Source organism: Bordetella petrii (assembly GCF_000067205.1).
In the GTDB taxonomy this organism is placed as follows: domain Bacteria; phylum Pseudomonadota; class Gammaproteobacteria; order Burkholderiales; family Burkholderiaceae_B; genus Bordetella_A; species Bordetella_A petrii.
In genome coordinates, this window is the sequence record NC_010170.1 from 4416050 (window position 1) to 4435300 (window position 19251).

At 60.2% G+C, this 19251-nt stretch carries 16 protein-coding genes; 8 read left to right on the forward strand and 8 right to left on the reverse strand.

What is annotated here, in order from left to right:
- Positions 1-16: 16 nt before the first annotated feature.
- Positions 17-976 carry a LysR family transcriptional regulator gene (locus BPET_RS21180; RefSeq protein WP_012251061.1) on the reverse strand — a complete coding sequence of 320 codons (960 nt, stop codon included), beginning with the start codon at positions 974-976 and terminating at the stop codon, positions 17-19.
- A gap of 181 nt (positions 977-1157) precedes the next feature.
- Between BPET_RS21180 and BPET_RS21185 the strand changes: the two genes are divergently transcribed.
- On the forward strand, positions 1158-1616 hold the full coding sequence (locus tag BPET_RS21185; protein ID WP_012251062.1) for an Lrp/AsnC family transcriptional regulator: 459 nt from the start codon (positions 1158-1160) through the stop codon (positions 1614-1616).
- Positions 1617-1878: 262 nt separating this feature from the next.
- Here BPET_RS21185 and BPET_RS21190 read toward each other — a convergent pair whose 3' ends face one another.
- Complete coding sequence (locus BPET_RS21190; protein WP_012251063.1) at positions 1879-2781, reverse strand: LysR family transcriptional regulator; 903 nt, start codon at positions 2779-2781, stop codon at positions 1879-1881.
- Positions 2782-3182: 401 nt separating this feature from the next.
- On the opposite strand from BPET_RS21190, the gene BPET_RS21195 reads away from it, so the two are divergent.
- From BPET_RS21195 to BPET_RS21225, 7 genes are all read left to right on the forward strand, one after another.
- Positions 3183-4091, forward strand: coding sequence for a helix-turn-helix transcriptional regulator (locus BPET_RS21195; RefSeq protein WP_012251064.1), 909 nt, complete (start codon positions 3183-3185; stop codon positions 4089-4091).
- A 12-nt stretch (positions 4092-4103) separates the two neighbouring features.
- Positions 4104-7004: a DEAD/DEAH box helicase gene (locus BPET_RS21200; protein WP_012251065.1), complete on the forward strand. Its 2901-nt coding sequence runs from the start codon at positions 4104-4106 to the stop codon at positions 7002-7004.
- 13 nt (positions 7005-7017) lie between these two features.
- Positions 7018-7569 carry a vWA domain-containing protein gene (locus BPET_RS21205; protein ID WP_012251066.1) on the forward strand — a complete coding sequence of 184 codons (552 nt, stop codon included), beginning with the start codon at positions 7018-7020 and terminating at the stop codon, positions 7567-7569.
- Positions 7569-7838, forward strand: coding sequence for a WXG100 family type VII secretion target (locus BPET_RS21210; RefSeq protein ID WP_012251067.1), 270 nt, complete (start codon positions 7569-7571; stop codon positions 7836-7838). Before BPET_RS21205 ends, BPET_RS21210 begins: the two co-directional genes overlap by 1 nt.
- Before the next feature lie 160 nt (positions 7839-7998).
- Positions 7999-8979, forward strand: coding sequence for an IS5-like element ISPst5 family transposase (locus tag BPET_RS21215; RefSeq protein ID WP_012251068.1), 981 nt, complete (start codon positions 7999-8001; stop codon positions 8977-8979).
- A 147-nt stretch (positions 8980-9126) separates the two neighbouring features.
- Complete coding sequence (locus BPET_RS21220; RefSeq protein ID WP_012251069.1) at positions 9127-9765, forward strand: 3-oxoacid CoA-transferase subunit B; 639 nt, start codon at positions 9127-9129, stop codon at positions 9763-9765.
- Between the two features lie 44 nt (positions 9766-9809).
- A complete protein-coding gene (locus BPET_RS21225; RefSeq protein WP_012251070.1) occupies positions 9810-10979 on the forward strand; it encodes an acetyl-CoA C-acetyltransferase in 1170 nt (389 codons plus the stop codon).
- 162 nt (positions 10980-11141) lie between these two features.
- Here BPET_RS21225 and BPET_RS26160 read toward each other — a convergent pair.
- The 6 genes from BPET_RS26160 to BPET_RS21265 form a co-directional block, all read right to left on the reverse strand.
- Positions 11142-11908, reverse strand: a protein-coding gene (locus BPET_RS26160) for an IS5 family transposase (RefSeq protein WP_151208980.1) whose coding sequence is annotated in 2 segments (ribosomal slippage) — positions 11142-11593 and positions 11593-11908 — 768 coding nt in all. Because the reading frame shifts where the segments join, the coding sequence is not laid out codon by codon here.
- Positions 11909-12471: 563 nt separating this feature from the next.
- The gene (locus tag BPET_RS21245) at positions 12472-13101 is read right to left on the reverse strand and encodes a TetR/AcrR family transcriptional regulator (protein ID WP_012251073.1); all 630 of its coding nucleotides are present in this window, start codon (positions 13099-13101) and stop codon (positions 12472-12474) included.
- Position 13102: 1 nt separating this feature from the next.
- On the reverse strand, positions 13103-13777 hold the full coding sequence (locus BPET_RS21250; RefSeq protein ID WP_012251074.1) for a TetR/AcrR family transcriptional regulator: 675 nt from the start codon (positions 13775-13777) through the stop codon (positions 13103-13105).
- A 20-nt stretch (positions 13778-13797) separates the two neighbouring features.
- Positions 13798-14649 carry a universal stress protein gene (locus tag BPET_RS21255; protein WP_012251075.1) on the reverse strand — a complete coding sequence of 284 codons (852 nt, stop codon included), beginning with the start codon at positions 14647-14649 and terminating at the stop codon, positions 13798-13800.
- A gap of 7 nt (positions 14650-14656) precedes the next feature.
- On the reverse strand, positions 14657-16120 hold the full coding sequence (locus BPET_RS21260) for an efflux transporter outer membrane subunit (protein ID WP_012251076.1): 1464 nt from the start codon (positions 16118-16120) through the stop codon (positions 14657-14659).
- Positions 16117-19248 carry an efflux RND transporter permease subunit gene (locus tag BPET_RS21265; protein WP_012251077.1) on the reverse strand — a complete coding sequence of 1044 codons (3132 nt, stop codon included), beginning with the start codon at positions 19246-19248 and terminating at the stop codon, positions 16117-16119. Before BPET_RS21265 ends, BPET_RS21260 begins: the two co-directional genes overlap by 4 nt.
- Positions 19249-19251 lie beyond the last annotated feature (3 nt).

The window sequence follows — 19251 nt, forward strand, 5'->3', positions numbered from 1 at the left end:
GCACGGATGAAATGCGTCAGCCTCGCGCGCCGGGCCGGCCGCGCTTGCGGGTGCTGGTACGAACAGAGCCCCAGCGGCCCGCCCGCTCTTCGATGATCTTGGGAAATATCTCCAGACAGAGCTTATGCAGCGAGCGGACGAACGGGTTCGACTTCAGGAACATGGCTTCACCGAAGTAGATGGGAATTCGCTCTGCATTCGGCAGCGCAGTGCAGTTCAGGCGCTTGTCCGACTCGTCGATGCACCATGTGGGCAGCAACGCAAAACCCAGGCCCTCGTCGACGCAACGCTTGACGCTCATACTGGTCGAGGTAGACACCGCGACCTTTGGCAGTTCGTTGCCAACCGACAAATAGTCCAGCGCAATGTTCCGGAGCATCTGCCCGGGCTCATAGGTCACCAGCGGCCGTTCGAGCGCCCATTCTGGAACTGCCGCCTCGTTCGGCGGCGCCGGCCAGTCCGACGGAAACACCAGCGTCGGCTGATAGTGGCAGATAACGCGCTGCCGAATCACAGTGTCGCCAAAATGGCGTTCGCTCAAACAGACATCCAGCGAACCATTGCGAATAAGCTCCGGCAGCAGCACGTCCTTTTCGTAGCCGACAATCTCGACTTCGGGATACATCCGGCGAAACTCCGTCAGCACGGGCGGCAGCAGGTAGAAGAAAATCGCGTGCGGCATGCCGATGCGAATCACGGGCCGTTCTTTGTCGATCAGGCTGCCCAGACGCGTCAGCATGACGTCGAACTCTGGCGCCAGCAGCCGGTAAAGACTGGTGCCGCGCGGCGTAAGCTTGATCGACTTGGCGCCACGCCCGGCCACCACCAGCTTCTCGCCAACGCGCTGCTCCAGGCGCCGGATATGGTTGGCCACCGATTGGTAGGTAATGTTCAGCCTGCGCGCCGCGGCGGAATAAGTGCCCTCCTGCGCGACGAGGAAGAATGTCTGTGTAAGAGTAAGGTCTACCTCTTTCATCGCGGCTCCGACGTGTCGGTGTAAATATAAGATTTCTTGTAAGTGTGGCGCGATGAATTGTATCGTCCCAGCCCTGGAGCGGCCTATAACATCGATCTCAGGCATTACCTCCAGACCGCGCAACGGCAACGGCCCCTGGCAACATTTGACACGGCACGGCTCAAGCGCGGGGATCAAGGCTATGGACAAGAAAGATCGATGCATCCTCGCAATGCTTCAGGCAGATGCACGCCTGTCGAACAACGAAATCGCGGAACGGGTCCACCTTTCGCCCACCGCGTGCTGGAAGCGGATCCAGCACTTGCAGGCATCCGGCCTTATTCGCCGCCAGGTTTGCCTGCTGGACAATAACAAGGTGGGGCTGGGAGTCACGGTGTTCGTATCGGTAAAAACGAACCGCCATGACCTCAATTGGCTTGAAAAATTCTCGTTGGGCGTCAAAGACATGCCGGAAGTCATGGAGCTCTATCGCATGACCGGCGAAACCGACTACCTTCTGAAGGTGGTGGTGCCCGATATCGCCGGGTTCGACCTGGTTTATAAAAAGCTCATTCAGGTGGCCGAACTGTCTGATGTCAGTTCGAGTTTTGCGATGGAAGAGCTTAAATACACCACCGCGCTGCCGCTTGATTACCTGTGACCGGGTTGCGCGGCGAGCGCCGCCGTTATCCGGGCGGATAAATGTGACGGGGCCGATAGGCTGATGCTGAGCGTGATTGGAGCGGGTGATGGGAACAAATCCGCGCATCCAACCCATTGATTAAAAATGGATTTTTCCGGTTCGGCACACTGCAACCGGCCAGTCAGTGTACCAGTTCCAGCCATCTGGCAACAGACGTGTGTCCACTGCAGTCTACCTACAGCTACTGGAAGCCATGGCTGGTCCATCGGGAACGTTGGCCTCACTGATTTGCTGCGCTGCCGCCTTGCGAGCGCAGGCGGGCAATGAACCGCTCCAGGGACGGGGACAAGGCGTCATTGCTCGGGCGCAGCAGGTAGGTATTGATCACAGCCGAATCCAGGGCCAAGGGCCGAGCAACCACATCAGTGCGCTGACTGGTTGCCATCCTCGCCGCCGTGGTGAACCCAATGCCGTAGCCTGCTCCGACCAGCGTAAGCATCATGTCCAAAGACGACGCGTGCTCGACAATGTTTGGCTCCCGCTCCAAGGGACGCAGAAGACGTGTCAACTCGCGGCAGTAGCCCTCGCACACCTGCGGGTCACATAGGATCAGCGGGTGCTCCCCGAGCTTGTGAAGCGGTATCTCTTTATGGGCAAGCAATTCGTGGCGGATCGGCATGGCGATCACCAATGGGTCTTGCCAGATTGGTTCAGCACATATGCCATCGCCAACTTCGGCCGTGTGAGCGAACCCTATCGTGAAATCGCCCGACCGCAGCCCACGCAACTGATCAGCCAGCGGGACTTCGGACAGCCTCACCTCAATCTCGGGCTCATCCTCACGGCAATGGGCGAGGAACGCAGACAGCCGCTGATCGGCTGCGCCATCGGATATGGCGATGCGTAGGCTGCCTTTTTGACCGGCCGCGATGGCCCTGACGTTTTCTCTGGCCTGGTCCAGAACAGTGAAGAGTCTGCGGATATCCAGCAAAAAGGCAGCGCCTGCCGGAGTCAGCCGAGTTCCGCGTCGATCCCTGTCGAAAAGACTGACCCCCAGTTCGTCTTCCAGCTCCTTGATGGCTCGGGACAGAGGGGGCTGCTCGATATGCAGCCGCTCGGCGGCTCGGGTGAAATGCAGCTCTTCGGCCAGTGCCGTAAAGCAACGAAGGTGTCGCAACTCCATGCAGGGCATGCCTCCCGAATCGTGTGGTGAAGTCCTAAAAATGAAGTGACCATCTCGCCATCCTGCTTGGTCACCTTCATCAGAGCCCCCCAACAGCCATTGGTCGTCTGGGTTGCCGCTCAAAAATGCCGAGCGATGCACGCTTCGCTTCGATGGCAGGCGCACCGGCAGCTCACGTCAAGGCAGTGCAGCACAAAGAGACAAGCCTCCTCCACGAGCATGCTTGATCGGGCTCCTCGGCAACTTCAGCCATGCCGGATCATCCATTTCACATCAAAATGGTCATCATAATGCAGCATATCAACAAACCAACATAGATTGATAGACGACTTTCAACGCAGACCATATACTTTCTGCAACAATCTATACAAGCATTCGCTAACCCGAACGAGCCAACCAGGATGTCCCACGAAAAGCTTGCAGATCTCACCCAGCCACAGCGCGACCGGCTCGCGTTCGTGGAGCTGCGCGTGCGCTTCATTGGGGAGATGCGTCGCCAGGACTTGGTCACGCGGTTTGGCATTCAGTCCGCCGCGGCATCCAGGGACTTGGCGCTGTACAAAGAGCTGGCTCCCGGCAACATCGACTACGACGCCAAGGGCAAGTCCTACGTGCTGGGGCCTAGCTTTCAGCCCGTCTTCGACTTCCCGCCAGAGCGGGTGCTCTCATGGCTGACTCAGGGCTTCGGTGATGGCGAGCCAATGCGGCTCAAGGCATGGGTCGCCAGCGAAAGCCCGTCCCGGCTCACTCATCCTGACTTGGACATCCTGGCGCATGTGACCCGGGCAATCCACCAGGAAGGCCCGCTGAGCATCGAATACCACTCCATCTCAAGTGGTCGCACAGAGCGGGAGATTGTCCCGTTTGCGTTAATCGACAACGGTCTGCGCTGGCACGTTCGCGCCTTCGATCGCAAGTCCCAGGATTTCCGGGACTTCGTCATCACCCGGATCAAACGTCCCGTCATCCTCAAGGACCGGTCAGTGGCTCCCCATGAGATGAGCGACCAAGACATTCAGTGGACCCGGATCGTCGAGCTGGAACTGATGCCCCATCCAGATCAGCCCCGGCCCGAAATCACTGAAATGGACTACGGCATGCAGGACGGCGTGCTGCACATGAAGCTGCGAGCCGCCACGGCCGGCTACATCCTGCGCAAGTGGAGTGTGGACTGCTCCCCTGACCACAGCCTGCGCGGCCCTGAGTATCGGCTCTGGTTGAAAGACCATCTCGCCATTTATGGCGTGCGCAATGCAGTGCTTGCGCCGGGGTATGCACCGCCAAGCGCAGAAACGTCGATTGATGACTGAACGGAAGCGACCATGAAGCTGATCCAAAACACCGGAACACAGCGCGTCATCGACTTGATGAGGCCCCACCTAAAACACGGCAACCGACTCGACTGTGTAACGCCTTCGTTCTCGCTTTACGCCTTTGCGGAAATTCGGGAGGCGTTATCCGCTTTAGATCAAGTTCAATTGATTGTGCCTCCTGATAACGAGGCTCTTGAACTCTTGGGAACGGAGGGCGACCGTGCAGCGCGCAATCGTCTGCAGGCACGTTGGCTGGCCAATCAGTGCGCGAAATGGATCAGTGAAAAAGTGGCGCTCCGGCGAGCATCAAGGTCGGTGCCACAGGGGGCTGCTGTCATGCGCGGCCCGGACGGGGCTCCTGCACAAGTGGTCCTGGGCTCGTTTGCCTTCAACACATCTGGCCTTGGACTGACGCCAGGCAACCCATTGAACCTCATTCAGGCGTCAGAAACGACCGAGGAAGCAGCGCAGCTCGCCCAATGGTTCGATCAGCAGTGGGCAGGCTTGCAAACTGCTGGTTTAACTGACCCTGAGGGTCAGGACAAGGATCACGAATCCGTTCTTGAGGCGCTGCGAGGCCTGGGTGAGCACCGCGATCCCTTCACCATCTACACCTTGATGCTGCACCGCTTGTTTCAGGACAGCGGTGACGAGATGGACGAGGAGCGCATCGTCAAGTCTGCCACCGGCATTCGCAATACCGTGGTGTGGAAGAAGCTCTTCAAGTTTCAGCGCGATGGTGTAGTGGGGGCCATCGACAAGCTGAATCGCTTTGGTGGCTGCATCATTGCCGACAGCGTAGGGCTGGGCAAAACCTTCGAAGCCCTGGCCATCATCAAGTATCACGAGCTGCGCAACGACCGCGTGCTGGTGCTGGCGCCCAAACGCCTGCGCGACAACTGGACGCTCTACAAGGCCAACGACAAGCGCAACATCCTTGCGGCTGATCGGTTCAACTACGACGTGCTCAACCACACCGATTTGTCGCGCGATGGCGGCCTGTCGGGTGACATCGACCTGTCTCATGTGAACTGGGGCAACTACGACCTGGTGGTGATCGACGAGTCGCACAATTTCCGCAACAAGGCCACGCACAAGGGCAAGGAATCGCGCTACGACCGCCTAATGCGACGCATCATCCGTGAAGGCGTCAAGACCCGCGTGCTGATGCTCTCGGCCACGCCGGTGAACAATCGCCTGGCCGACCTGCGCAACCAGATTGCCTTTGCCACCGAAGGCGATGACGCTGCCCTGATGGAGCATGGCATCGTCAGTATCGAGGCCACGACCCGCAAGGCGCAGGCGCAATTCAATCGCTGGCTGGCGCTGGACGAAGCTGAAAAGACCCCCAGTCAGTTGGTAGAAATGCTGGGGTTCGACTACTTCACCCTGTTAGACCATCTCACCATTGCCCGCTCCAGGCGGCATGTTGAGAAGTATTACGGTACCAGCGAGACCGGCCGCTTCCCTGACAGACTGCCGCCCATCAACATCAAGGCCGACGTGGACCTTGCGGGCGAATTCCGTGCCATCCGCGACATCAACCAGGAAATCCGTCGGCTCACGCTCGCCAGTTACGCGCCGCTGCGCTATGTGCTGCCCCACAAGCAAGCGGCCTACGACGCCAAATACAGCACCCAGGTGCGTGGCGGCGAAGGTTTCTTCCGCCAGGCGGATCGCGAGGAAAGCCTGATCCACCTGCTGCGCGTGAACGTGCTCAAACGCATGGAAAGCTGTGTATCGGCCTTCACCCTGACCGTGCAGCGCCAACTCAAGGATGTAGAGAACACACTGGCACGCATCGAATCCCATGCCGAAGCACTGGAGGAAATCGACATTGCCGACGTCGATATCGACGACCCGGCGTTCGAGGCCTTGCTGGTCGGTCGCAAGGTCAAGGTGCTGCTGGGCGATGTGGATCTGATCCGCTGGAAGCAGGATCTGCTGGAAGACCGCAACCGCCTGGCGACCCTGCTGGCGGCAGCGCGCCAAGTGGATGCCGCACGTGATGCCAAGCTAGCGGCCTTGCGCGACATGATTGCCCGCAAATGTGCCGAACCCATCAACACCCACGATGGCAAAGCCAACCGCAAGATCATCGTGTTCACGGCCTTCTCGGACACGGCGCACTATCTCTACGCCCAACTTGCCTCCTGGGCCAGGGATACGCTGGGCATGCACGCGGCGGTCGTTACCGGCAGTGCCGGCATTCAGGCCACCTTGCCGGGTCTGCGAAAAAACATGGGGGATGTGCTTTCAGCCTTCGCGCCGCGCGCCAAGGAACGTCCGCAAGAGATGGCGGATGAAGGCGAAATCGACCTGCTGATCGCCACCGACTGCATCTCCGAGGGGCAGAACCTCCAAGATTGCGACTGGCTCATCAACTACGACATCCACTGGAACCCGGTGCGCATCATCCAGCGCTTCGGGCGTATCGACCGCATAGGCTCGCCCAACCAACGCATCCAGCTCGTGAACTTCTGGCCCAACATGGAACTGGAGGAATACATCAACCTGGAACAGCGCGTCAGCGGGCGCATGGTGCTGCTCGATATCTCGGCCACCGGCGAAGAAAACCTGATCGAACAGCAGTCCGGCAACGCCATGAACGATCTGGAGTACCGGCGCAAGCAACTGCTCAAGCTGCAGGACACGGTGATCGACATGGAAGATCTGTCCACCGGCGTGGCGATCACCGACCTCACCCTGACCGACTTCCGCATCGACCTCGCGCAGTTCCTTAAAAGCCACCCCGGCAAGCTGGACACCCAGCCGCTGGGTGCTTTTGCGGTCACCACCACGCTGGATGCCGACATTCCCCCTGCCGTGATCTTTTGCCTGCAAGCCTGCGGCCCGACGGCAAAATCCGCCGCGTCGTCCGACTACCTTCAGCGACACCGAGAACGGTGAAACTGAAATCCATGTGGCGATCATCACTTTCGGTTCTCAGGTAGCGCTGCATCAGCCGCTTGCCAGCGCCAGCGATATTCATTGGCAGGACCTTTCAGCTGGCGGCATGACTCCGCTTGGCACGGCATTGCAAATGGCCAAAGCGATGATCGAAGACAAAGATGTCGTTCCTTCGCGTGCGTATCGTCCAACGGTCGTATTGGTCTCTGATGGCGGGCCTAATGATGCGTGGGAAAAACCTCTGAACGCGTTCATTAGCGACGGGCGCTCTGCAAAATGTGACCGTTTGGCAATGGCGATAGGCGCTGATGCTGACGAGGCAGTGCTTGGGAAATTTATCGAAGGCACCTCTAATCGCCTCTTCTACGCAGAGAACGCCAAACAGCTACGTGACTTCTTCAAGTTTGTCACTATGTCGGTGACCATTCGGACGAAGTCACAGACGCCAAATAATGTGCCTGAAGCGAGCGTCATTGACATCCAGCCCGTCACAATCGAAGCACGCCAGGATAAACAGAACTCTGTGACACAAAGTTCTTCGACAGAAGATGGAGGGTATTGGTAATGGCACAAGCAATCGGCGATCCAGAAGAACTTGAGCGCTTCGCATGTTCATTACAACAATTTATTGATTCGCTCAGCGATGCTGTAGGCAATCTTAACGGTGCCTTTGCTTCACTCGGAGACACCTGGCAAGACGAAAAGCGGGCGCGATTTGAGGAGGATTACAACGCGCTCGTTCAGCAGTTGCAGCACTTCAACGACAACGCGTCCGAGCAGGTTCCATATCTGGCAGCGCTCGCGTCGCGCCTGCGAGATTATTTGCAAAGCTAGAGGCAGCGAGATCGCAATGGCACAAGTTTCAATTGGGCAAGTGGAGAATTTGGAAGACCTCGTGCGCGAGCTGCAGTCAGTGCGCGAGGCTCTAGGGATGGTCTGAAAAAGACTTCCCGAATCTGGTGAAATACGCCGATCCCGTTGCCCGAGTTTCCCGATGAAGCAAATGACCTTCGCCGACGCCGAGTACGCCGGCAAGCGCAAGCAGACCCGCAAAGAGTTGTTCCTGATCGAGATGGATCAGGTGGTGCCGTGGAAGGGTTTGATTGCCCTGATCGAGCCGCACTACCCCAAGGGTGAAGGTGGTCGTCCGGCGTATCAGCTGATGGCGATGCTGCGCGTACATTTGATGCAGAACTGGTTCGGCTACAGCGATCCGGCGATGGAGGAAGCGTTGTACGAGACCACGATCCTGCGCCAGTTTGCCGGGCTGAGCCTGGAACGCATTCCCGACGAAACCACCATCCTCAACTTCCGTCGCCTGCTGGAGAAGCACGAATTGGCGGCTGGGATTCTGGCGGTGATCAATGGTTATCTGGGCGACCGCGGTTTGTCGTTGCGCCAAGGCACTATCGTCGATGCCACGCTGATCCATGCGCCGAGTTCGACCAAGAACAAGGACGGTAAGCGTGACCCGGAAATGCACCAGACCAAGAAGGGCAATCAGTATTACTTCGGCATGAAGGCCCACATCGACGCGGATGCCGAGTCTGGCCTGGTGCACAGCGTGGTGGGGACGGCAGCCAACGTTGCTGACGTTACCCAGGTCGACAAACTGCTGCATGGAAAGGAAAACATGGTCAGCGCCGACGCGGGTTACACCGGCGTAGAGAAACGCCCGGAACATGAAGGCCGGGAGGTGATCTGGCAGATTGCGGCCCGCCGCAGTACGTACAAGAAGCTGAGTAAGCGCAGTGCGCTGTACAAAGCCAAGCGCAAGATCGAGAAATCTAAGGCCCAGGTGCGCGCCAAAGTCGAGCACCCGTTCCGGGTGATCAAGCGCCAATTCGGCTACGTGAAGACACGCTTCCGTGGCCTTGCGAAGAACACCGCGCAGTTGGTGACACTGTTCGCGCTGTCGAACCTGTGGATGGCGCGCCGACATTTGCTGACGAATGCAGGAGAGGTGCGTCTGTAATGCGGGAAATGGCCGGCGCGAGGTGCTCGCGCCGGCTATAAACCGGAAAGAGGGGATGATTTGAACGTTTTTTAGCCGAATCACCGTTTTGAAATCGGCAAAGGCTGGAGTCAGCCAGAAATACCTGACTACTTCAGACCATCCCTAATGGCATGGACCCGCGATGAAATGGCGGCACGCGCAGCGCGTGAACTCGCCGATGGCATGTATGTCAACCTCGGGATCGGCCTGCCTACGCTGGTGGCCAACCACATACCCCAACGCATAGACGTCTGGCTGCAGTCGGAAAACGGCCTGCTCGGCATCGGCCCGTTCCCTGTCGAGGATGAAGTCGATGCCGATCTGATCAATGCCGGCAAGCAGACCGTGACGGCCCACAGCGGCGCGAGCTACTTCGGCAGCCACGATTCCTTCGCCATGATCCGCGGCGGCCACGTTGATCTGGCGATCCTGGGGGCCATGCAAGTGACCGACAAGGGCGACTTGGCCAACTGGATGGTGCCGGGCAAGATGGTCAAGGGCATGGGCGGGGCGATGGACCTGGTGGCCGGCGTGCGGCGCGTAGTGGTGCTGATGGAGCACACCGCCAAAGGCGGCGAGCACAAGATCCTGACCGAATGCACGTTGCCGCTGACCGGCGTGGGCGTGGTCGACCGGGTGATCACCGAGCTTGGCGTGTTCGATATCACGCCCCAAGGCTTGGCGCTGATCGAGATGGCGCCCGACGTAGACCTTGAGATCATCTACGCTCGGACCGGGGCGGTCGTTCATCGCGACGGCGACTGATCGCCGCAAGCGGAGAATATTGCCGGACTAACCTGGAGAGCAGGATGGAAGTGATCATTAGCGCGGCGCGTCGAACGCCCGTTGGCAGTTTCATGGGGGCTTTGGCAACCGTACCAGCGCATCGCCTGGGGCAGATTGCGATCGAGGCGGCTTTGGCCGATGCAGGTGTTGATGCAGATGCCGTATCGGAAGTCATTATGGGTCAGGTACTGACCGCAGCGCAGGGCCAGAACCCGGCACGGCAGGCTTCAATCGCCGCAGGCATTCCCAAAGAGGTGCCCGCCTGGGGCGTCAATCAGGTATGCGGCTCAGGTCTTAGGGCGATCGCACTGGCCGCGCAAGCCATCGGCGGTGGTCACGCAGAGGTCATCGTCGCAGGAGGCCAAGAAAGCATGTCGCTCGCTCCACACGCACGCAGCCTTCGTGCGCCGCTGAAGATGGGCGATGTAGCCTTCTTGGACACGATGGCGCTGGATGGTTTGACGGATGCGTTCGGCGGCTATCCGATGGGAATCACCGCTGAAAACATTGCCCAGGCACAGGGAATCGACCGCGCGCGGCAAGATGCCTATGCAACCCTGAGCCAGCACCGCGCGAACCTGGCTCAGCGGGAAGGCCGCTTCGAGAGCGAGATCGTCCCTGTGGTGATCGAAGGCCGAAAGGGCAAGACGTACTTTGCGCATGACGAATACATCAAATCCGATGCCACGCCTGAGCGCCTATCCAGCCTGCAGCCAGCATTCCGCAAGAACGGAACGGTCACGGCAGGAAACGCCTCTGGAATCAATGATGGAGCCGCGGCGTTAGTCCTGATGTCCGGCAACCAAGCTCGCGCACGTCAGGCACCGGTACTAGCCCGAATTGTGAGCTGGGCCAGCGCCGGTGTCGATCCCGCGTTGATGGGGCTGGGCCCAATACCGGCCACGCATGCTGCCTTGAAGAAGGCGGGGTGGAGCGTCGCCGACCTGGACCTTGTGGAGGCGACCGAAGCCTTTGCGGTCCAAGCGCTCGCCGTGGCTGACGCGCTCGGCCTGGACCCAGAAAAGACCAACGTCAACGGTGGTGCGATCGCCATAGGCCATCCGATCGGAGCCAGCGGCGCTCGCATCTTGACGACGCTGCTACACGAAATGCAGCGGCGCGACGTTCGCCGCGGTCTTGCAACCTTGTGTATCGGCGGCGGAATGGGAATCTCTTTATGCGTCGAGCGATGAAGGAGCGAGATAGGACACGCAGTGCAAGTGGACGTGACCCAAGGGACACCATCGTGCCCGCCCGTAGCAGGCGGCCTGATGACCGGGCGATGCAAGTTGTGCGGGTCGCGGTGCCGCGTTGGCTATCCGCTAACTCGCGGCTCTCTTAGAAATTAGGGCCTGTTAACACAAACCGCGAAGACCATCAGCCACCAGCACAAAGCTGAGGAAGCCCAGGTACATTGCATCGAGCTTCTCGAACCGAGAGAAAATTCGACGGTAGCCCTTCAGTCGCCGAAACAGCCTCTCGACCTCGTTGCGGCGCTTGTACATCACCCGGTCGTATTCCCAAGGCTCGATCCGGGTCCTCACCGGTGGCACTACTGGGATGAACCCCAGATCAAGGGCCAGTTGGCGCGTCTCGTTGCCCTCGTACGCCCGATCCATGAGCAGGTGAATTGGGCGGCTTGCAGGCCCAAGGCTTTGCAGCAGGCGCCTTCCCTCGGGGGCATCGTGGGCCTGTCCAGGCGACAGGCAGAACGTCACGGCCGTTCGAGCATCCGCGGCAACCATATGAATCTTGGTGTTCCATCCGCCTCGGGACTTGCCGATGGCCTGTGGGCCGTTTTTTTTAGAGCGCCAGTTCCATCGGGATGCACCTTGATACTCGTGGAGTCCAACGAAACCACCTCGATCTTCACGCGCACCAGCTGCTCGCGCTGCAGCTCCTCGAACATCTTGTCCAGCACACCTGCTTTGGTCCAGCGGCGCATGCGCGTGTAGATCGTGTGCCAATTGCCGAACCGATTGGGCAGCCCGCGCCACTTGCAGCCGTGTTCGGCCACATACAGCATGGCATTGACCACTTGCAGATTGCTCAGCCTGACGTTGCCACGCTGCACTGGCAAGCAGTGTTCGATGCGTTTGAATTGCTCGGGGGTGATCTCCATGCCTGCACTTTCACATCTGATCTATCAGAACGCAATTAGTGTTAACACGCCCTAGTCCGAAAGCTCGGCAGATTCGCCGCACTTGGACATCAACAAACTCGGCGACCTCCGGCGATCTGTAGACGGGGTCGACCCGAGGCGCCATGGCAATGCTGGCGGCGGCTATGCTCGCGTGGTAGTCGGTGACCACTTCCGGGTCGCCTTCAGCAGTATCCGCCCCGGTCGGAAAGGTCAATACTGCTAGGTACTGCCGCACATTGCACTGGGAGATTGTTTCGATCGCGTGCCGACCCACTTGAATGCCCGCAACGGCTGAATACATACCGTTGGAGCGGCGCAATGTCCGAATTGCAGCGCCACTACAACAGGAACCGACTCCATATGGGGCTCGGAGGCCGGTCGACGAGTCCCATGATTGCACTGAACAACGTGGTGATTTACGAATCTAGCTCTCAAACAAGCAAGCATATAAAAGAACCAAAATCTGGCCCAACTATTGCCCCAAGGCCTTTCGCACTATTGTTTGTCGCGGCGAGGAATTAATGACAAAGATCTTTCAATTCTCATTCATGAGGGCGATGAGATATCCCGGCAATCAGTGCGAAAGCCATCTCCAGAACGTCGGCGCCGGTGCCCGCTAAAACGCAGCTGTTGCGCAACAAGCTCCGACGTAAGATGCCAAGCATGGTGCTGTTGATCATCTCGGCGCAGATCTCGGGATCAAGAGCGCTACTCATCTCGCCGTTGGATATCGCGCGCCTGAAAGCGAGAGCGAGCGGCGCAGTGACCTCAATGGATTCTTGGTAGCGGCTGTCCAGAAATGGCTCGCGCAAGCCAAGGAAATCATTTCGCAAGAGAAGGATGGTCAGCGCGTTACGCACGTGCTGATCGCCGTCAATCGCTGCGAAGCACTCCTGTAAGCATTCGCGTATCTTCTGAATCAAGGGGGAGGGGGCATATGAGAGCGCCTCCAAGCGCTTCGTATAGGGCGGCAGCCCTCTCTCCATGATGCCTTTGATGAGGTCGGCGTGACCGGAAAAATGCCAGTAGATTGCGCCACGGGTACAGCTGGCCTTTTCGGCGATCGCTTCCAGGCTAGCGTGGGACACTCCATAAGCACAGAAACACCATTCAGCGGCATCGAGTATCCGCTCACGGGTTTCCAGCGCATCTATTTTTCTTTGACCTGCCATCCTATGCCGATGAATCGCGCTTCAACAATGCCGCTTCCTCGCCCGATTGGAGCGGTCCCGCCATTAAAAACGCTGTTTCCATGGCGCGTGTTGCTGTGCGCCATGCCTCAGTGCGGGCGTCCTCGGTGTGCTCCATCAAGCAAAGGCGAACCGCGCCGCTGAGCAACTGGCCAAGAATCGACGCCCAGGATTCCGGGCAAATATTCTCTCTGAGCTCGCCCGCCCTCTTGGCGTCAACGGCGATCGACCGCAGCAGTGCCATGGCTTCAGCGGACTCCTTGATCTGCTGTTCGAGGACATCCTTGGGCAGATGGCGCAGGTCGCAATGGAAGAGCAGAATCTCCTGAGTCGCCCGCACGCGTTCGTTGTGCAGGATATCGTTGAGGCAGAGTTGAAGTGCGGAGCGCAGCGCAGGAATCAGCTGCGTCTGTGTCGCCTTCACTCGCCGCAGGTGGCCGATAAGCGGTAGCCGGCCACGATAAAGCACTTCCTGCAGGATGCTGCGTGGCGACGGGAAGTGTGCGCTCACCAAGCTGCGCGCGCATCGCGTACGAGCTGCGATCAAGGCCGTGCTGGTACCGGCGACCCCCAAGTGCAGGAAGCACCATTCTGCAGCATCCAGAATCTCCTCTGGCGTGCAGGGGCCTACTCTCGGGGGAACCTTGGTCACTGCCACTGCCAACGTCCTTGGAGTGTTCAGTGGGACACGAACAACGGCAACGGCACGTCAGCGAGCAGCGTGCGACTGACGCCTCCCAGTACTACTTCACTGATCCTGGGGCGGCTGTAGGCGCCAAAGACGATCAGATCGGCTCCCATGGCCAGGGCATGGTCGCGGATGACCTCTGCCACAGGTTTGCTTGCCGAATCGATGCGTTCGAGATTGACCACAACGTCATGGCGAGCCAGATAGTGAGCCATGTCCGATCCGGGCTCCTCACCATGCCATTCAGCTTTGCGCGCGGCGTCGACGATCAGCAGATCGACGGCTTCGGCGGCAATCAGCAATGGCAGAGCATCAGCGGCGGCACGGCGCGCCTGACGGCTTGCGTTCCAGGCCACGACAATCCGCCGGCCGATTTGCTGGCCATTCCAATCGTCGGGAACGAGCAGCAACGGCACACCCGTTTGTTGCAGCACGTCAATGGCCGACCAGGCAAACGGCGCTCCGGGTGCCTTGGGGTGGCTGACCACCAGCACATCGCAATACAAGGAATGCAGCGCCATGCCGACGCCCGATTCTACGTAGGGGATCACGCGAAATTCGGGCGACACGCCGTGGCGGTCTGCCACTTCCTTCAACGCCTGGGCGGCGTTGAGCAGGTGCACGGCAGATGCTGCTTGCAGGCGTTCGATCACCTCATGAATCGCTGCGCCTCGAGCGAAGCCGTCCGAAGGGCTTGACTCCGCATGGTTTGCCTCGGTACTGGTGATCCCGATCAAGCGTGCGTTTTGCGCTTCTGCCAGTCTCGCGGCCTTCTCCAACATCTGTTCTCCGCCATCGCTGACGTCGAAGAACACCGCAATATCCTTGAGCATTTGGGACATATCGACCTCACGGGTGACGAATGGCGACGGATTCGCCGGAAGTGGGAGAAGCGGCGCTGGCCGGCGCGAAATCGCCGCCCAGCGCCTTGTACAGGGTGATCACGTTGGACTGGCGCGCCAGTCTCGTGGTGATCCAGTTCTGCTGGGCGGCATACAACGTACGTTGCGCGTCAAGCACCTCCAGATAGCTGGAGACGCCGTTGTCGTAGCGGCGCTGCACCAGTGCATAGGCCTCGCTTGCAGCGTCGACCCGGCGCTTTTGCGCGTCCAGGCGTCCATCGAGCCGGCTGCCAATGGCCAGCGCGTCCGCCACCTCGCGGAAAGCGCCTTGGATGGCGTGCTCGTAGTCGGCGACCGCGAGATCGCGGTCCACCTTGGCGACTGCGAGGTTGGCCCGAAGGCGGCCGCCGCTGAAGATCGGTACGCTGATCTGTGGCAGGAAGTTCCATGCACGGGTCCCGCCATCGAACAGATTCGACAGGGAGTCGCTCGCCCGTCCAATCCCCCCTGTCAAGCTGATGCTGGGGAAGAAGGCGGCGCGCGCGGCGCCGATGTTGGCATTGGCACCTTGGAGCCGGTACTCGGCAGCCAGGATGTCCGGGCGGCGCTGTAGGAGGTCCGACGGCAATCCGGCCGGCAGGTCCTGCACGGCCAGCATCGATTCCAGAGGGCGGTCAGGCTGGCCATCGGCAGGCAGCGGCGCACCTACGAGCAGTTCCAGGGCGTTACGATCAGTGGCGACGCTTGCCTGCAACGCCAGGGCTTGATCGCGCGCAGCCTCCAGTTCGCTTTCGGCCTGGCGCAGTGCGAGATCGGAGGCATTACCGATGTCGCGCAGCTGGCGCTGCATGTCGTAGGCGTCCTGACGGCTGCGTAGCGTTTCCTCGGCCAATGCCAGTTGCTCACGGTCAGCGGCCAAGGTCAGATACGTGGTGGATACCTCGCTGATCAGGCCCAGGCGCGTGGCGTACTGCGCCGCCTCGGTGGCGAAATAGTCCTGCAAGGCTTGATCGCTGAGGCTGCGCACACGTCCGAAGAGATCCAGCTCCCAGCCGATGTTGAGGTCGGCGCGGTAACTATGGCTCGTCACCGCCGTTCCCGTGGACGACACCGAGGCGGGGGTGCGGCCGGAGTTCCCCGACACACCTGCACTGACCTCAGGCAACAGATCGGCGCGCTGTATGCGATAGAGCGCCCTGGCGCGTTCGATGTTCAGCACGGCCTTGCGCAGATCCCGATTGTTTTCCAGCGCCAGGTCCACGGTCTGGCGCAGCTTCGGGTCTGCGAACAGCGTCTGCCAGGACAGGTCCACAGGTGCCGCCACGTGCGTGGCATCGACGGCAGAGTCTGCCGGCCATTGTTGGGCAATGGGCGCGGCGGGCCGCTGGTACTCGGGCGCCAGGCTGACGCAACCGGCCAGCACGCTGCTGGTGAGCACCGCCAGCGCAGTGCGGGTAAGAGGCGAAATCATGCGCTTGGCTCCTCAGCCGTTGTAGCCGATGTGTTGCGGGCTTTCTTCGTGAACAAGGACGACACCACCACGTAGAACAGCGGAATGAAGAAGATCGCCAGGAAAGTAGCCGTGACCATGCCGCCGATCACGCCGGTGCCGATGGCGTGCTTGCTGCCGGAGCTGGCGCCACTGGAGATGGCCAGCGGAATCACGCCCATGGTGAAGGCCAGCGAGGTCATGATGATCGGGCGCAGTCGCAGCCGAGAGGCCTCGATCGCCGCTTGCACCAGGGTTCGACCGCCCTTCTCGTGCAGATCCTTGGCAAACTCGACGATCAGGATCGCGTTCTTGGCGCAGAGCCCGACAGTAGTCAGCAGACCGATCTGGAAGAACGCGTCGTTCTCCAACCCGCGCATCAACGTGGCCGCAACCGTGCCGATCACGCCTAGCGGAACCACCAGGAGCACCGAGAAGGGAATCGACCAGCTCTCGTAGAGGGCTGCCAGACACAGGAACACCGCGACGATCGACAGCGCGTAAAGGGCAGGAGCCTGTGAGCCGGACAGACGTTCCTCGTAGGACAGGCCGGTCCACGCCAGGCTCACACCACTGGGCAGCTTGGCCGCGATCTCCTCGACCGCGCGCATCGCGTCACCGGAACTGTAGCCGGGCGCCGGCTCGCCAAGGATCTCAATGGCCGGCACACCGTTATAGCGCTCCAGCTTGGGGGATCCATAGACCCATTTTCCGGTGGCAAACGACGCAAACGAGACCATCTGACCGTTCTTGTTGCGCACGTACCATTTGTTGAAGTCCTCCGGCGTGATGCGGGCCTGGGGGATGCCTTGGACATACACGCGTTTGACGCGGCCGCGGTCGATGAAGTCGTTCACGTAGGAGGAGCCCCAGGCGGTGGACATCGTGCGGTTGACTTCGGCCAAGGTCACGCCCAGGGCGCGCGCCTTCTCATCGTCGATGATGACCTGGTACTGCGGCTCGTCGGGCTTGCCATTGGGACGCACCAGCGTCAGTGCCGGGTGCTTGGATGCCTCGGCGAGGAACTGGCCGCGCACCTGCATCAGCTGTTCGTGGCCCTCGCCGCGGTAATCCTGCAGGAACAGGTTGAAGCCCGTGGCGTTGCCCAGTTCCTGAATGGCCGGCGGAGCAAAGGCCAGCGCGGTGCCTGCCTTGACCTCGCTGAAGCGCTGCATCGCACTGGCCTGAAGGTCAAAGACGCTTCGCTTGCGTTCTTCCCAAGGTTTGAGCTGAACGAAGGCCAGGCCCGAGTTCTGGCCCCGGCCCGCGAAGCTGAAACCATTGACCGCAAAGACGGAGTCCACGACATCGCCTTCTTCCTCAAGCAGATAGGTGCTGAGCTCATTGAGCAGTTGATCGGTCTGATCGGCCGTGCTGTTGGTCGGCAACTCGACCTGCACCACCATGGTGCCCTGATCTTCATCCGGAAGGAACGAGGTCGGCATCATTGGGAACAGCACCGCCAGCGCGCCAACGATCAACGCGAAGGCCAGCATGTAGCGGCCCCGTCCCGCGACCACTCGCGTGACCCCTGATTCATAGCGCTGGGCATTGCGCTCGAACATGCGGTTGAACCAGCCGAAGAAGCCCTTCTTCTCGTGGTGCCCGTGCACGGGCTTGAGCATCGTCGCGCACAGGGCAGGCGTGAAGATCAGGGCGACGAACACCGACAGTGTCATGGCTGTGACGATGGTCAGCGAGAATTGGCGGTAGATCACGCCGGTGGAGCCACCGAAGAAAGCCATCGGGATGAACACCGCAGAGAGCACCAGTCCAATGCCTACCAGTGCGCCAGAGATCTGCTCCATGGACTTGCGAGTCGCTTCGAGTGGCGACAGCCCTTCCTCGACCATCAGGCGCTCGACGTTCTCGACCACAACGATGGCATCGTCGACCAGCAGGCCGATGGCCAGCACCAGGCCGAACATGGTCAGCGTATTGATGGTGAAGCCGACGGCGGCCATGACGCCAAACGTGCCCAGCAAGACCACCGGCACGGCGAGCGTTGGGATCAGCGTGGCCCGCCAGTTCTGCAGGAACAGATACATGATCACGAACACCAGCACGATCGCTTCGAGCAGCGTATGCACCACGCCGTTGATCGATTCGCTTACCACCGGTGCGGTGTTGTATGGGTAGACGACCTTCACCCCAGGCGGAAGCGTCGGTTCCAGACGCGAAAGGGTTTCCTGCACGGCCTTGACGGCTTCCAGGGTATTGCCGCCACTGGCCAGGCGCAGCGCGATACCGGCGCTGGGCTTGCCGTTGTAGCGGGTCGTGATCGAGAAGTTGTCGGCTCCCAGGGCGACGTCGGCGACATCACGCAGGCGCACCTGGGAGCCGTCGGTGTTGACCTTGAGCAGCATGGCGCCAAACTGTTCGGGCGTCTGCAGCAGCGTCTTGCCGATCACCGTCGCATTGAGCTCCACCTTGCCCGCAGTGGGGCGTCCTCCCAACTGTCCCGAGGAGACCTGGACGTTCTGCTCCTCGATGGCTGCGATCACATCCCCCGGCGTGAGGGCGTAGTTGTTGAGCTTGAGCGGATCGAGCCATACGCGCATGGCGTTTTGCGAGCCCATCACGAAGAAGTCACCCACGCCCGCGGTGCGGGTCAACGGATCCTGCAACTGCGAGACGATCTGGTCGGCCAACGCGTAGTTGTCCAGCCGGCCATCCTCTGAGATCAGGGCCGCCACCAACATGAAGTTGACCTGGTACTTGACCACGCGCAGGCCCAGCTGCTGGACCGCTTGGGGCAACATCGGCGTTGCTAGGGACAGTTTGTTTTGCACCTGCACCTGCGCAATGTCAGGATTGACGCCCTGCTCGAAGGTCACAACGATGGTGACGCTGCCGTCGGCATTGCTTTCCGAGCGGATGTAGCGCAGGCCGTCCAAGCCATTGAGCTGCTGCTCAATGACCTGGGTGACCGTGTCTTGTACGGTCTGGGCGGATGCGCCGGGGTAGTTGGCGATGATGCCGATAGCTGGCGGGGCGATGTTGGGGTACTGGTTGACCGGCAACGACAGAATCGACAGTGCGCCGGCAAGCATGATGACGATGGCCACGACCCACGCGAAGATGGGGCGGTCGATGAAAAATCTGGACATGGG